Source organism: Allocellulophaga tsushimaensis, from assembly GCF_055383085.1.
Map to the genome: position 1 here is coordinate 4199081 of NZ_AP039451.1, position 17321 is coordinate 4216401.

Below are 17321 nucleotides of genomic sequence, written 5' to 3' on the forward strand. Positions count from 1 at the left end.
GAAACTTACAGTTTAGGCATATATTCAAAGTCTAAAATATAACTTTTAATACGAGTGGATTTTAAAAATATAATAAAACCTATTTACACATAGTTAAAACCATAATAATAACACACGGATAAACTGCAGAATATGCTTTTAACCCAAAATAAGAATCTATTGATTTGATGTTACCTAAAGTTAAAACTTTTATACTCTGTTCTTTTTTAATTAAAACATTTTTTAGCTAAAAGCTAATCCACCATTGATATCAATATTATTTCCTGTAATAAAAGAAGCTTCATCTGAAGCTAAGTAGGCCACTAAATCTGCTACTTCTTCAGCAGCACCCTCTTTTTTTAAAGGTGTTGCGGCAGCGACTTTGGCACGTATTTCATCTTTTGTAAAATCGTCATGAAATTTTGTGCCTATTAAACCAGGACATAATGCATTTACTCGGATACCCTTTGGTCCAAGTTCTTTTGCCATTGCTCTAGTAAAGGTAGTGACGGCTCCTTTGGAAGAAGCATATAACGCAGAACCACCTCCACCACCATCTCTTGAAGCCTGTGAGGAAAGATTAATAATTGAAGCGCCCTTAGTCATTAATGGTTCAAAAGCTTTACTTACAAACACCGTTGATTTAAAATTTACATCCATCACTAAGTCATAAAACGCTTCATCAAATTCTTGTAATGTTCTACGCGCAAAAAGCCCTCCAGCATTATTGACCAGAATATCTATTTTATTGCCAAATGCTTCTACGGTCATTGATTTTAAATACTCTATATCAATTAGTTTAGAAACATCCGCTTTTACAGCAATAGCTTGTTGCCCTAATGCCTTTATCTTTTCTACTGTCTCTATTGCACCAGAATCGGTATTAAAATAATTAACAACGATATCGGCTCCTTCTTTTGCTAGTTTAATTGCTATGGCACTACCAATATCTCTAGAACCTCCTGTAACTACCGCAACTTTTCCTTTTAGTTTGGCCATCATATTTTAAATTAAATTCCTAAAGCTTGTCCGCCTCCAATTTGAATAGTTTCTGCTGTTATAAATGAAGCATCTTTGCTCGCTAAAAAAGAAATTACACCAGCAACATCTTCAGGTTGTCCCAATCTACCCAACATAATATTATTTGCCCATGAAGCAAAAACCTCTGGTTTTGTTGCTTTTATTTGGGCATGAAACGGAGTATCAATTGTGCCAGGAGATACTGCATTTGCTCTGATACCATATTCTGCTAAATCTTTTGCTAAAGCTCTGGTTATTGCATGAACACCAGCTTTAGACGCACCATAAATACCTGCTCCTGGACCACCAGCCGTCCAGCCTGCATTAGAGGTATAATTAATAATAGATGGATGTTCCCCTTTTTTAAGGTAAGGGATTGCAGCTCTAGAAGCAAAGAATACAGAGTCCAAATTTAAGGCCATCACAAATCTGTAAAAATCTGTAGTCATTTCCTCAAATCGAGATCTTCCTCCCAATCCTCCTGCGTTATTAACCAACACATCTATAGTACCATACTTCTCACCAATCTTTGTGATATTGGAAGTTACCGCTTCTTCATTAGTAACATCAAAACCATAATATTCAGCTTTTATTCCTAATGCAATAAGTTCTTGCACCCTTTTTGCTCCTGCCTCATCTTCAATACCGTTTAAAACTACTGAGTATCCATCTTTTCCTAGTCTTTTGGCTACTTCAAAACCTATGCCTCCTGTTGCTCCTGTTACAATAGCAAGCTTCCCATTATTTTTACTCATAGTAAAATTATATTTTAATTTATTTTTTAAATTTTAATTGCCTTTATAGTTCCAATATTATTAAGATGTATACGCGATATTCTTTTAGAATAGAAATTAATTTATATACTATAAATTAAGAAAATTACCATAGTTAAGATTAACCATTATACAAGCAAATTATCCTACTAAAAGATCTTTGAGCTATATTCAAATCCATATTTATAATTCGCAAAGACTGCCAATCTACCACTGATTAGCAGTCTGCAAACTAAACTCTACTAACTCAAAACTTATTTATAACTTAATCAATATCTCAAAAACATACTTTAAAAGTTTTTATGCCGTAGTACAGCATTTATGTTATGAACTATAAACCGCTGGAGAATACCAATATATTTTAGTATCCTGGATTTTGAGTAATCACTCCATCACTTGCTAGCACTTCAGAAATTGGAATTGGAGCTACTAAATAATTTCCATCCATAAAACCAAGTGTTGTTTGGGCGGTACCCGTTCTAACCAAATCAAACCATCTTTGGCCTTCAAAAGCTAATTCTAATCTTCTTTCATCAGCAATGGCCTGCCTAACTAAATCTTGCGTATTAATTGTCATTGGATCTAAAACAACTAAACCTGCTCTAGTCCTTATATCATCTAATAAAGGAAGTACAGTTGACGCTGGAGAACCATTTTCATTCAATGTTTCTGCATATAATAGAATAACATCTGCTAATCTCAGTTCTATCCAATCATGATCAGGTCCTCCTACTTGTGGAAACTTTGGAGAAGCCATAAGTGCTTCATCTATGGTGACTGCTCTTCTTAAATCTCCTCCAACAAGTGTATCATTTACAACCTCATCAAAAGCAGCTATTAAAGATGCATCTAATGGCAAAAGTGATTTTGTATCTAAACCACCAGACCATGACCAAAACTCTGAAAAACCATATTCATCTTCTACAGAACTTGAGACTTGGGTAGCAAAAATAATTTCGGAATTCAAATCGTTTGTTACACCAAAAACATCAGCGAAATTACCTTGTAAACTAAAACCAGCTGCTCCTGCTCCATTTACAACGGCTGCTAATTCTGGTTCAGCATTTGCAAAATCTCCTCTGGTAACATATACTTTCCCTAATAAACCTTGGGCTGCATATCTAGTTGCTCTCCCATCTGATCTTATTTCTGTTCCTAAAGTAGCAACTGCATCTTGTAAATCTGGAATAATTATAGTATTGTAAATATCTTCAGCAGGCATTCTTGCTAAAATAGAAGTATCTGTTGTACTTGGTGCACTACTTAAATTTACAGGTACATCTCCAAACATTAGTACTAGTTTAAAATACGATAAGGCTCTTAAAAATTTAGCTTCTCCAACTAGTATTTCATCTTCAGAATTTTCAATAACATTATTAGTACTTAGTATAGACCTGTACAAAGCAGTATAAAAAGGTCCAAAAAATTGATCTTCCATATCCGTTAAATCACTATTGAATCTATCAAAAGCAGGAAATGGTTCTTCTTCCATAAGTGCATTATCGGCTCTAAAATCGCCCATTACCGCCATTGGCGTAACAGAACCCAACTGATAAAAATATGCTGCATTTAAAACTCCAGTAAAATCTGTTAAGGAATCTGAGCTAGCAATATTTGGTGGCACCTGATCCAAATCGTTATCACATGATATAACCAATACCAAAGACAGTAAAATTAATTTATATAACTTTTTCATTTTCTATATTTAAAAATTAATATTTAAACCGAGCGTAAAGCTCCTAACAACAGGGCTTGCACCCACTTGGACACCATATGTAGTTGGTCCTAAATAACCACTATTCGTAGTTTCTATACCTTCTGGATTAAAAGAGGTATAGTCCTTAGACCATAAGTACAGCAAATTAGTAGCTGCAACATATACTCTTGTAGAATTAATACCTAATTTACTTGTAAAATCCCGGTCTAATGTATATCCTATGGTTAAGTTTCTTAATGCAATAAAAGAGGCATCTTGTATAGCAGAAGAAGTTTGGTCTCTTGCTCTGGTATAATGCCGTCCAGTAGCATCTGCAATATTATCATCATTAGCATCAAAACTATCGCGTAATCTTCCACCAAACTGAGATTGCCAATAAAGAGGGTCTATATTAAAGACTTCCGCTCCATGTGATCCTTGCCATTGCATTGAAAAATCAAAATCTTTATATCGGATATTACTATTAAGTCCCCAATAAAAATCTGGTGTATTCTGTCCTATTTTAACTAAATCTCCACCTTCTTCTACAGTTCTTGTAGCATCAATTACGCCATCTCCATTTTGATCTTTTACATATACTTCTCCACTATCTGCTCCTAAAGTTCTTGTTGGATCGGCTATATGAACAGATTCTACTAAACCTTCACTTTCTAAGCCCCACATTTCACCTATTGCACCTCCTACATAATTTCTAAAAACTGGACCTCTACCACTTTGCCCGTAAATTACTCTAGGCAATTCATCTAAACCTCCTAAATCTGTAATTTCTGAGTTAACAGTAGAGAGGTTAGCACCAAGACTCCAGGAAAAATCAGATTGTTGTATGATTGCAGCAGATAACTCAAACTCCAAACCAGAGCTTCTTACATCTCCAGAATTAAGTACAACCGAACTAGTTCCTGTTACTTCAGACACACTCTGATTAATTAAAATATCTTCGATATCTGATGTGTAGTAATCAACACTCATACTAATGCGGTTCTCGAGAAGGCCTAAATCAAGTCCGTAGTTTGTTTCTGTATTTGTTTGCCATGTTAAATCTGGATTGGCTACATTACTAGGAATTAAAAAGCCAGTTCCAAATATAGTAGCTTGAGGCCTTAAAAGACTTAACGCATCATAAGAACCTAAAAAGGATGTAGTTCCTAAAGAACCCGTACTAAACCTTAATTTTAACTGACTCACCTTTTCGCCATCTCCAAAAAAGGATTCTTTGTGTATATTCCAACCCACTGAAAGTGCTGGAAAAATTTCATATCTATTATTAGCTCCAAAACGCGAATCGCCATCTCTTCTTAATGATGCTGTGAGTAAATAACGATCGTCATATGCATATTGAACTCTACCAAAAATACTTCTTCTAGTTCTAGTTTCATCTCTTTCAGTTACAGCAATGTCTGCAGGGTCTAACAAATTGTAATTGATAATATCACCAAATGGAACATTTGTACCTCTTAATGCCGTTGCATTAATGAAAGTACTTTGATATTCAAGTCCAGCTACTGCTGCTATATCGTGCTTTCCAAATACTTTAGCATAATTTAATGTAGTTTCACTTAAAACTGTAGATATTTTTGTATCGGTCTGATCTAAATCTGTTTGATTAGTTCGTGCCCTAGAATCTGCCTCAAGCCCTCTGTAATAATAATCTTGATTATCTAAAATATCACCCCCTAAGACCGTTTTAATGTTTAAGCCTTCTATAATCCCCATTTGTAAATACGAATTTATATTAGCAAAATATTGCCTTTGTGTTCGTTCTTGATTATTAAGCTTCGTTGCAGGTCCTGCATCTCCCGAACCACCAATACCATTACCAGATCTTCCATAATGCCAATCTTGAGCGGTATCTCCAGGTTGTAGGGTAAAAATACTATTGTTGAATGGGGCATTACCACCTCTAAAACCATCATCAAATGGAGCTAAACCTAAAGCAATAGCCTCAGCATTTAATTGCTGTACAAAAGCGATAGATTCTTCTGTATGAAAAACAGGATGAACACCATATGCTCTTAAAAGATCTCTCTGATCATGTGCCAGTATAGCTCTATCAGATGAAAACCCATTAAAACTTATGCCTGTTTTGAATCTATCGTTTAGTTTTGCATCAATATTTAAACGTGCATTAACTCTTTCAAATTCTTGAGTAATTGCAATACCTTCCGTATTTAAATAACCTATCGAGGCAAAGTAATTTACATTTTCTGTACCACCACTAAAACTAAAATCGTGATTAATAGTATTACCTGTTTGAAAAAGCCATTCTTCTGGGCTAATAGCTCCAGGAGAATTTCTAAAAGCATTTATTCTATATGTAACTAATGCTGGGTCTACTTCAGAAACATCAAAACTTCCATTAGCGATGTTACTCTCTATTGTATTAGCCCATTCTCCTGCATTTAAAAGCAGATTATCTCTTTGGTACTTATTTGAAATACTTGCATATGTATCATAACTAAAGCTAACTTTACCCTGTCTTCCTTTTTTGGTAGTTACCAAAATAACACCATTTGCTCCTCTAGAACCATAAATAGCTGCCGATGCAGCATCTTTTAAAACCTCTAAACTTTGGATGTCGTTAGGATTAACAGTTGCCAAACTTCCTGAAATAGGATAGCCATCAACAACGATCAATGGATTTGAATTGCCGGAAATAGAGGAAGCAGCTCTAATTTGAATTCTTGGATCAGCTCCAGGTTCACCGCTTTGATTTTGAATCAATACCCCTGATAGTTTACCCGCTAAGGCATCATCTACACGGTTAGATTGTATAGCAGCAACTTCTTCGCCCCCAATTTTAGCAACAGCACCTGTAAGTTGTGATCTTTTTCGATTACCATAACCTACAACTACAACCTCATCTAATTTAGCTAAGTCTTCTTGCATGGTTACATTAATAACCGTTTGACTTCCTACAGTAATATTTTGCGTAGTAAAACCTACATAGGAAAACCGTAATGTTTCACCAGTTGCGACAGTAATTGTATAATTACCATCAAAATCTGTTTGAGTTCCATTGGTTGTATTGACAACCAATACATTTGCACCAGCAATAGGTATTCCGCTATCATCAGTTACATTCCCAGTAACTGTTAAATCTTGTGCAAATAATTGAGCATTGACCAGCAATACCACAATCAGTAATAGTCTTGTTTTTAAATTCATTTGTTAGTTAATTTCTAAAGTTTTTCATCCCATTCCAAGATTTTTGGAATGTTATTTATCTAAGTTTAGTAAATCACAGTTCTTCAATAAATGTGAATGAGGATATCATCTCTCATGAATTTTCAAATTTATTTTGGATGTGTAATTGTCAAGTTTCACTTCTCTAAAAAAGAAGTAGTTTTTAAATAGGATAAGGTGTATACCCGTTAGCCTTCTTTTAGCTATTTTATAATCATATAGTGTGTTTTAAGTTTGATTTTATTGGTTTACCAAACTGGTAATCTAATTTGGTTTACCAAATTGGTAAACCAAATATATGTTATGTATATGTTAAAAAAAAATATTTTTATCATTAAAATGTTAAAATTTTATGGTTATCATATTTTTTTATCTGATTAGGCATACAATTAATTCTAAAGATTGTCCTTGATAATATTTAACTGACAGTATTAAAAACATGAATTAAATCTGGTATGAGTGACTCAATACCTAGGGTGAAGAGAGGGTATTAGCCATATCGAATTTCGGTAGTCGCTAAAAATTTAAATTTGACATTTTAGTTATAGTAGGTTTTAAAATGATTCTTTTCAAAACACTTCTTTATTTAACTAGTTCCATAACTATTTTAGCAATAAATCAAAGCAACATTAATACATTGAGGACATTCCAAATAATATTAAAAATTATCATAATATGATACTAATTTATAATAAGTACTTTGCTCTTTCATACTAGTTAAAAACTTAGAAAATGAGTTGAATCAAAGTAAAACTAGTCTGTTTGTAGCCTGTTTAAAATTTTTAAAATCATGGATCATAACATAATTAACTAAAAAAGCTCGATTGGCAAGAATTTTATTTTGCTTCTTTTAAAAAGTAGCTATTCAATTAAATTTAAAGTTTACAAATCGTATATCATTAGAAATCAATTATATAGATCCTTCATTGAAGTACCAAAAGATTAAGGCTTAAAAAGTTAATTTTCTGCGTTAGTAAGCTACAACTTAAACGACTCTATTTAACGAGTTATTACACTTATTTATTACATTTTAAAAAACAACATACAAATGAAAATACTAAGAATTGACAGTAGTCCAAGAAAAGAAGGAAGTGTAAGCCGCCAGCTTGCCGATGAGCTTCAAAAACATTTAGAAGGAAATGGACATACTATTTCTGGGCATCGTGACGTATATTATGACGAGCTCATTACTTTAGGAGATGAAAACCGTTATAACGGTTATTTTACACCTCCTGAAAATCAAACCGAAGCACAAAAAGAAGCTATTGAGGCGAGCAATACTTTAGCAACAGAGTTTGCTGAGGCAGATGGCTACATTATAGCTGCTCCTATGTATAATTTTAGTGTGTCAGCAGGACTTAAAAACTATATTGACCTTATTGCAAGAGCTGGTATTACATTTAATTATTTACCAACAGGACCTGTAGGCCTCTTAGAAAACAAAAAAGCATATGTTGTTCTGTCTACTGGCGGAACACCAGCAGGTAGTGAGGTTGATTTAGTAACCCCATATTTAAAAGTATTTTTAGGCTTTTTAGGAATTACTGATGTAACTTTTATTAATGCAGACCTTGCTAATGTGCAACTAGACGAAAGTGTTTCTAAAGCAAAAGAAGCCATTGCGGTACTATAATATTATATCTCATAAAAAATAAAAAGCCAGAAATCTGATCAGATTTCTGGCTTTTATCTGTCGGGGTGGCAGGATTCGAACCTGCGACCTCCGCGTCCCAAACGCGGCGCGATAACCGGGCTACGCTACACCCCGAAAATAGTGCTATACATTATAGCATCTTGTTTTTTCGGACTGCAAATATAGTACTTTACTTTTATTAAAAAAGGAATAGTTTTATTTATTATCTATAGAGTGTAAAATGGCCAACATATTGTTGCTTATCTTCATCATTTGCATTTACAACATACCAATAATCACCAGATGGCAATTCATATCCTTCGTATGTTCCATCCCATTTTTTTACTTGGTCTAAGCGCGCAATCACTCGCCCATATCTATCGTATATAATGACTTCTATATTAGGGAATAAGTCTCTATTTCTTGGGTACCATGTTTCGTTTTCAACATCTCCGTTTGGAGTAAAGAAATTAGGCATATCTACTATCCCATCAAAATCAAAAGGAATTTGCGCCAGAGCAATACAACCTCTAGCATCTACAACTCTAACATTTATAGTTGCATCAACAGCTATATTAAATGTATTTACGCTGCCATAGGATTCTTCTTGAAAGAAATATTCGTAACCACCATAACCTCCTTCTGCAACTGCAGTGACTTCATTAGCATCAGTTTTTGTTACTGTTAAAGATAATGGGCTGTACTCTTCTATCTCAAAAGTAACCATATCCATACAACCGTTACTGTGATAAATGTATACATTATGTGTTCCTTTAGATAAGTCTCCATACTCTTTAGTTGTAGAAGCTGCATTAATATCATCTACATCTAAACTAAATAATAGATCGGGTAGTAATTCACTATCAGACATTTCTATCGTAACACTATTGTTTGGAAAAATACCTTCACAACCATATTGTACAATTGGTTCTGATTCTAAATCTACACCAAGCATAATTGGGAAAATCCTATCGGTTTCACAACCATTTACATCTCTTATATAAATTCTATATGTTTCTCCTCCTCTAAGGTTTGTATAGGTTAAATTATCATTACGAATAAAACCTTCTGAAGGATCATTTGGATCTGGCGCTTCAAAGCCTGGTCCTATAATCATGGTCTCATAGTATCTTGCTCCTGTAGTAGAATCTACAAAGGGGCTACCTCCTGAAATTTGTATCGTAGCTACCCCATCATATGCATTTAAACATTGCTCTGGTTCTGTATCTACATCTGTTATAATTAATTCTTCTGGTTCGATTATAGTAGGTCCCGGCACTCGTTCTCCACAACCTTTTTCATCTTGGATTAAAATTTCATATTCAGCACCAGCTTCTAAATCTGTGAAGGTATAAATCCCTGGCGTATCTGGATTACTAAAAAATTGATCGAAATTTGGATTAATGGCAAACTGCACCAAACCTTCTCCACCACTAAGAATCTCAACAGTAATGGTACCATCTACCTCTCCATTACAAGTAATATCTGTTTTTCTAATTTCAAATACTATTGGATCTGGTCTAACAACTACCAACGGTCCTTCTACTTCATAACAAGTGGCACCACTAGTTACTCCAATATAATATGCTGTTCCTTCGGGAAGTCCTTCAAATGTACCTTCTGGGCTTGGTCCTCTTACTATTGTTGCAGATGGGTCTGGGTTAAAACCGGTATAAGAAGATCCCATTGGTGTAGGATTACCAGAATATAAGGTATACATTTCATTACCAACTCCACCAAATGAGAAAGATTCTATTCTACCATCTTGCTCGTTAGAACAAGAAATATCGTCTGGTAAATTAACAATTAAATCTATCGCTTGTGCATCTACTAATGTAATTCCTTCAGAAGGTAAACTTGTACATGCGCCTGCTCCTCCAACTTTACGAACATCAAATTGGTAAAAACCTTGTGTTCCTGTTATCAAAACAGATGTAGATGGATTCCCTGAAGCATCTACCATTAAAATAAATGGATCTGATGGGTTGGCATTTATAGGTCGGTATTCATAGTTAAAGCCCATTTCGGGGTTTTCTATGCTTAAACGCATTCTACCAGCTCCACCACAACCTGGCGCTTCTACTTGTACTAACTTAGGATCTATTGGATTCGGTGGGGCTACAAAATAAGCTGTACTTATACCAACACAGTTAAAATTAGATGATACTTCTATAGCATACCATCCAGCACTAATAAAACCTCCTCCCATAGCATCAAATCTTGGAGAATCTTGTAAACCACTTCTAGAAACTATTCTTGAGTTAATATCTGTATTTGCCGTATCATTATCTAAATACAACAATTGGTATTTATATCCAGCTCCGGGAACGCCACCACTAGCACCTGCAATTGCAGTAATTGCATCTCCTGTAGTAGTATCAAATGCTTCTAAAATAGCATCATTACCATCTGGACATACCAAACCTTGTGGCTCACGAATACCTACTACTATTGGAGGTATTGGGTTTAATACGATATTAGAAAAACTTTCGCAACCTTCAATATCTCTTACTTCTACACGATAAGTACCGCTACTTAAATTTTCGAACTCATTTGTAATTCCAAACGGAGTTATTTCGGTATAATTAGTCCCTGCTATAGCTATAGCTCCCGTTGCATCTTCTACTAATAAACGGTAATTATATGGAGAGGAATCCCAACCTCCTTCTCCTAAGGCTACTATTTTACCTGTATTATCTGCACAACTTACATTTCCTATTTCTTCTAGTGTAACTGTTAAAGGTCCGTTTGGTGTACGGATATTACCTACATTACTAAATGCTGTACACCTTGGTAAATCTGTTGCCCTAATACTTACATAAAAATTTCCACCTGTTAATCCAGTGATTCTAGCATCATCCCCATTGGCATCTGGGAAATTAGTAGTATCTAATGTTCCTGTTGCTAATGGTGTTGTTTGTGTAAGATCATCACTACTATACACCGTGTAAGTGTAAACACCTGTATAGTTTAAAACATTAATAAACATTTCTCCATCAGTACCTCCAAAACATTGTATTGGAGCAGCTTCTCTAATAGTAACTATTGGTTGTATTGGCATTATTGCTTCATGCTTTGGTAAAGGATACAAACAACCTGTTGTATTATCACGAACTACAAATAAATAATCTCCTGCTTCTGGTAATGAAACATCAACAAAATCTTCACTTAAAGCACTATTATTAGTTACATCTGCAATTGTAGTACCACTAGGAGCAGTAGTCAAAACTGTAAAGTCCATTGTGTCTGTACTTGGTACAGTAATACGAACCACCTCATCATCTTCACAATTTAATACACTCGTTACCGCTAGTGTTGGTCTAACCTCAGATGGAGGGTTTATGGCTGGTAATGTAAATTGATCTCTACAGCCATTTCCATCTATGGCAAATACTGTTATATTTTGTACAGTTCCATCATCTACAATTTCAAAAGTATTGGTAGCTTGATAATTTTCAAAACCTGTTATACTATATTGATATCCAGTACCAACTGTACCTACTTGATCTATATTTACAGTAATAGTAGACGAACTAAAACGATTTGCTCCTATCTCACACGAAAATGGTGTATTGGTTGCTGAAATTTCAAAAGGAACTGGTTCTGTGATCGTCACCGTAAAGTCATCAATACATCCTTTTTCTGTTTCTACTTCTACTCTATACGTATCTGCAGCTAAACCAGAAAATGAACCAGAAAGGTTTATAGCTACTGCTGTTGTTGGTGATGAAGAATTAAATAATCTATACTCTATAATACCATCTACATCACTACCTGCTAATAATTCTACACTGATACTACCATTACCATCACCAGTACAAGTTATGTTAGACTCACCTGCTCCAGTAATTACTGGTGGAACTGGAGGAGCGCTAATAATATTTTGAACTGTATAGCTACAGAATGCTCCACCACCTCTAACGATATTATCGGTAACTAAAACCTCATACGTACCTGCTGCTATTCCTGTAAATAGTCCGTTATTTACCTGCAAAATAGAAACTGGATTAGCGTTTAAATCTGTACCTGTTAGCGTAAATGTAAAATCTCCACTACCACCATTTGCAGTAACTTCTATAACTCCATCTGCATCTGTACAGGTAGGATTGGTTGTAAAATCTCCTGAGGCTGATAACAGCTGAAATATCTCTACCGTAGTATCTACATCACAACCATTAGCATCAATGACGTTTAAAGGATAAGAACCTATAGCTCCTATTCTAAAAGTAGCAATAGTTGGCGTACCAGCTATATAGGCTGGGGTTTGTGTTTCGCCATTTAAGGTAAATGTTGGTGTATCTATATTACCAGGCATTTCTACAATTACTGTAAATCCACCTACTGGAACACTAGCATTACATTGATCATCTACATTAATTGATGGAACTGGTAAAGGTGCATCTAACTGTATTACAGCCGCTGATGTTCTGTATTCGCAATTACGTGAATCTCTTACCCATATATCATAACTTATTCCGGGTGCTAAAGATCCTGGTAAAGATACTGTAGTTTCAGTTGTAAAATCTGCCGCAGTTGGCGTTGTTCCAGATGGTACATAAGCATATAAATATGGGCTTCCTGTTGTAAAAGGTGTACCACCACTACCGCTAACCGTTAAAAGACCGGGAGCATTACAATTTGCATTTAAATTGCTAACAATATCAACTCTTGGCGCGTTGCTTGTAATTACAATGGCATCTCCATCTTCACAACCATCAGAATCTACAACAATAATTCCATAATTACCTGGTCTTAAACCTGGTATAGTTCCTGTTGTGATTGGTGTATTAAATGTTGGTACTACTACTACCCCTGTATCTAAATCAGTTACAGTAATATCTACATTTGGGCCAGTAAAACCAGTTATGGTATAATTTAAATCGTACCTAATTAAACCCGTAGGATCACATGCTCCATCTACAGCTGCTAAGTTGACATCTAGTGGTGAAGTTCCTTGCGGTACGGTTATTAATTGTCTATAAGTACAGCCCGTACCAATATCAAATACTTCTGCTGTAAATGTTTCCCCTAATTGAATATTACTAAAACAGTGATTTCTATTTGGATTTGGTACTACACCTCCTAAATCGGTAAAAGGAACAACTGGATCTTCTACTTTTCTAATTCTAAAGGGTCCTATACCATTATCTATGGTAACACAAAAAGTATAACCAACAGAATTACAAGCAAGTGAAATTATTGGCACTGGTGTTATGACAACCTCATCTGAACCAATAACTAAGGTATCTTGATCTACACAACCTCTAGAATCTATTGTAATCACTCTATACTGCCCTTGCACTAAATTTGGATCGTTTATCGTTAAAGGCAAATCAGATAAATTCACATTATCTTGACTATATATTTCGTTTCCTGCTAAATCTTCAATAACTATTCTGTATGGCGCTTCACCACCAGTAATTGCATCAATAGTAACACCTCCACTAACTATTGCTCCAGATGAACATATAGCGTTTACAGGTGTTATACTAGTATCTGGACTTGGAGTGGTGTTTGGAGGTACTGTTACGGTTAGTACGCCAGTAATACAGTTTCTAGCATCTCTGACTACATAATCATAATCTCCTGCTGCTAAACCAGAATAGGTTGTTTGACTCGTAAATGTTCCAGTATTCCCAAAATCTATAGTAAAAGGGGGTGCTCCAGAAGATACTGTCGGTATAATTTCTACAATACCACTATTTGGATCTGTACAATTTGGAGCAATAACATTTGCCGTTGCGGCTATAGTTAACGGCTCTTCAAAAGTTATAGGTCCAGATATATTTGTACATGAGTTATTATCGGTAACCTCAACAGTGTAAATACCATGATCTCCTAAAGGAACTGTATAGGCAAATGAATTTGAAGGTAAGGGTATTCCGGTAAAACCTGGTACAGCAATACCATCTCTAAAAATAGTGTAAGTTGTATTGGCTATGGTAGAAATATCACCACCTGTAATCGTAATTTGCATTTCTCCATCCCCGCCACATGGTATCTCATTGTTAACACCCAATGAGATGGTTAATTGTGGTGGAATTGTAACTGTTACTTCGTCTATACAATTATTATCATCTCTAACCTCAAATCTATAAGTACCTGGTACTAAATTATTAAAAGTAGGATTGGCTTGAAATGCACTCCCATTTATGCTATACTCATATGCTCCAGAAGTACTAATGTCACCTCCTGTTGCACCTAAAGTAACAGATCCACCAGAACCTGGTGTAAAACATATATCTGATGCTACAACATTTATTACTGGTGCATCTAATGGAATTAAATCAAAAGTTTGTGTATCAGTACATCCTTCAGAATCTACAACGGTAATCGTATACGTACCTTGAGCTACAAGATTACCAAAAACAGGTGAAGATTGTGTTGGCGCTGGTACTATACTTGATGGGTTTGCTGGTATAGTTGTTCCGTTAGGTAGGGTAAGGATATATCCATTACTTCCCCATCCTCCAGATGTGTTTGCTACTACTCTACCAATATTATTATTAGCACAACTCATAGGCGTTACTGCAGGATTTACTGCTATGGCAGATTCTTGGATTTCAATACTAGCAGTATCTGTACAACCTGTATCTACATCTGTTACTGTTATCACATATGTTCCTGCTCCTCTAGAAGTTAAATCTACTTCTGTTGTATTTTGAGGTGCACTTACTGGTTCTGAATTTATTTGATAGGTATAATTTGTAGCAAAACCATCAACAATATAAGTTCCATTACCATCTGTTTCTCCTACACATACTCTTTTATCGCCTCCTGACTTTTCTCTAACACGTATTGAACTAATATTTGCTGGCGTAAAGCTTTCTGTATAAATACAATTATTAATATCTGTAATTTGGAATACATAAGATGTATTTACATTGATACCTGTAATAGTAGTATTTGTATTATCACCATCAACATCTAAACCTGGTGTTGGGCTTATTATTTCATAGCGTACTATAGCTGCATTACTTGTAGCGGCAAGAGTAACATCTGTAGTACCTAGTGTACAATTAATATTACTTTGCACAAAATCAATATTTGTTGGAGGATCTACATCAGCAATAACTACTTGCGTTAATTCTATACGACATCCTCCATTATCTCTTACGATAGGAGTATAAGTTCCTGGAGCTAAATTTGTAAATGTTGGTGTACTAAAGAAGTTGATTCCGTCTATACTAAATTCATATCCGCTTCCAGATCCACCAGAAAAAGTACCATTAAAAGTAATACTACCACCATCTACTCCTCCTGAAGTATTACAAGATGCATCCGTAGAAGTTATAATTGGCGATGCAGTAGAACTAATAATTGCATCACTCGTTACTGTAACTGGGGGTAAAATCAACGTACATTCAAAATTACCTTGTTGGTATCTTACTTCTAAGGTATTGTATGTACCATCAACAACAGGAATTTGTGGTGCTACAATCCATGGGTCTGCAGGAGAAATTCTGTAGGACAAATTGTAACCTCTTGCATTAATTACATTAAAATTAATCTTTGCTCCTCCATTTCTACATGTACCATCAATACCCGTAGCTGTTACCTCTGGCGGCCCTAACTCTTCTACATCTGCCGATGCGGTTATGGTACATCCATTGGCATCCGTAATTAAAAAATTATAAGTACCTGGTGCTGTTGTGGTAAATGTTGTAGAACCGGTATATGATGGACTAGAAGTTGCACTCCCATTTACTGTAAAAGTATATGGCGGTGAGCCACCAGATGTAAATATTGATACGGGTACATTGGTTATATTAGCACAACCAAAACTACTATTTGCTTGGGTTGATGCTGCTAATGCCACTAAACCATCACCAATAATAATTGGATCACCATTTACATCTAGATTTTGTCTTGGACCCGGTATACCTGCCGAAATATTGCCTCTACACTGTGCAGTTTCAACTTGTACACTGTAAGTACCTGCACCTACAGCCATAAAGCTATAAGTATCATCTGCAATAAAAGTGGTAAATTCTTGAGGAATACCACTAGCATCTAATAAAGTGTATTTGTATGGTCCTGGAACACCATTTACTGCAACATCAATACTACCATTTTCGCCAAAACAATTGGCATCTGTAAAAGTAACATCTATATCAATGTCTCTTGATCTTATTTCTATAGGTGTAAAAGGATACTCACACGTATTAGGCGTATTTCTTAACCTTGCTTTTACAATATAAGTGCCTGCTGGTAAATTATCAAATATAGGACCTTGCCATGTACCAGTAAAACCTGTCCCATCATCGATATCATACTCATATGCACTTGATAAATTGGTAATTTGTATTCTACCATCTACACCACAAATAAAATCTCTTTTTACAAAACTTTGCGTTATCGTACTCTTTTTCACTTTTATATAAAATGGAGAACCTCCATTTACACTAACTCTATATTCTGCTCCTACACCAGCAGCTATTGAAGCGGCATCTATTGTTAGTGTAGGATTGTTACCCACTGGCACCCAAGCTGTACCGCAAGTATATGTAGGACAGTCTTCATCTACATCAAAACTAGGGCATGAGCCCACAGTTAAACGTTCCCATTGGTATGAACCATAAACCTGGTCTAAGGTGATGATTCGATTATCTGAATTTCCACATAAATTATAACGTGCTAATGTTGCACCGTCAACAGAACAATTAATAGTCTCGTCTGCATTTGCAACTACAGTGGTAAAGAAAAGTGGTTTTGCCTCAATTTTTGAAGCACCTGTTGAATTTGAATTGTCGTATGCGAGGTTAGTATCGGAAGTGAATAAATTATCTGTTGAATAATCGATTACATATGTAATTCCATGAAATATCTCACTGACTTTATCATTACCTAGCACTGAGGTAACAATGAATGCAAACAATACTAAAATAATTGCATACCAAGAAGATCTTGATTTTTTGGAGGACATAGTAGTAGGTTGTTTGGAATATTAAGACTTGGGATCAGAAATATTCTAATGAGTAATTATTTATCTTATAAAAATCTATTTATATTTAAC

6 protein-coding genes and 1 tRNA gene are annotated in these 17321 nt (G+C 35.2%); 1 reads left to right on the plus strand and 6 read right to left on the minus strand.

Translation table 11 applies throughout. The features are described from left to right. Positions 1-222 precede the first annotated feature (222 nt). The 4 genes from ACZ451_RS18015 to ACZ451_RS18030 all read right to left on the minus strand — a co-directional run bounded on the left by ACZ451_RS18015 (position 223) and on the right by ACZ451_RS18030 (position 6654). Positions 223-981 carry an SDR family NAD(P)-dependent oxidoreductase gene (locus tag ACZ451_RS18015; RefSeq protein WP_464214801.1) on the minus strand — a complete coding sequence of 253 codons (759 nt, stop codon included), beginning with the start codon at positions 979-981 and terminating at the stop codon, positions 223-225. A gap of 8 nt (positions 982-989) precedes the next feature. Next, entirely contained in the window at positions 990-1754 is a 765-nt protein-coding gene (locus ACZ451_RS18020; RefSeq protein ID WP_464214802.1) for an SDR family NAD(P)-dependent oxidoreductase, read from the minus strand. A 379-nt stretch (positions 1755-2133) separates the two neighbouring features. Then, on the minus strand, positions 2134-3468 hold the full coding sequence (locus tag ACZ451_RS18025; protein ID WP_464214803.1) for a RagB/SusD family nutrient uptake outer membrane protein: 1335 nt from the start codon (positions 3466-3468) through the stop codon (positions 2134-2136). Positions 3469-3477: 9 nt separating this feature from the next. Next, a complete protein-coding gene (locus ACZ451_RS18030) occupies positions 3478-6654 on the minus strand; it encodes a SusC/RagA family TonB-linked outer membrane protein (RefSeq protein WP_464214804.1) in 3177 nt (1058 codons plus the stop codon). A 1066-nt stretch (positions 6655-7720) separates the two neighbouring features. Here ACZ451_RS18030 and ACZ451_RS18035 point away from each other — a divergent pair. Then, positions 7721-8305, plus strand: a complete 585-nt coding sequence (locus ACZ451_RS18035) for an FMN-dependent NADH-azoreductase (protein ID WP_464214805.1) — start codon at positions 7721-7723, stop codon at positions 8303-8305. A 60-nt stretch (positions 8306-8365) separates the two neighbouring features. Here the strand turns inward: ACZ451_RS18035 and ACZ451_RS18040 are convergent. Beyond that, positions 8366-8440, minus strand: a tRNA-Pro gene (locus ACZ451_RS18040). An 88-nt stretch (positions 8441-8528) separates the two neighbouring features. Beyond that, the gene (locus tag ACZ451_RS18045) at positions 8529-17231 is read right to left on the minus strand and encodes a T9SS type B sorting domain-containing protein (protein WP_464214806.1); all 8703 of its coding nucleotides are present in this window, start codon (positions 17229-17231) and stop codon (positions 8529-8531) included. Between the last annotated feature and the right edge of the window lie 90 nt (positions 17232-17321).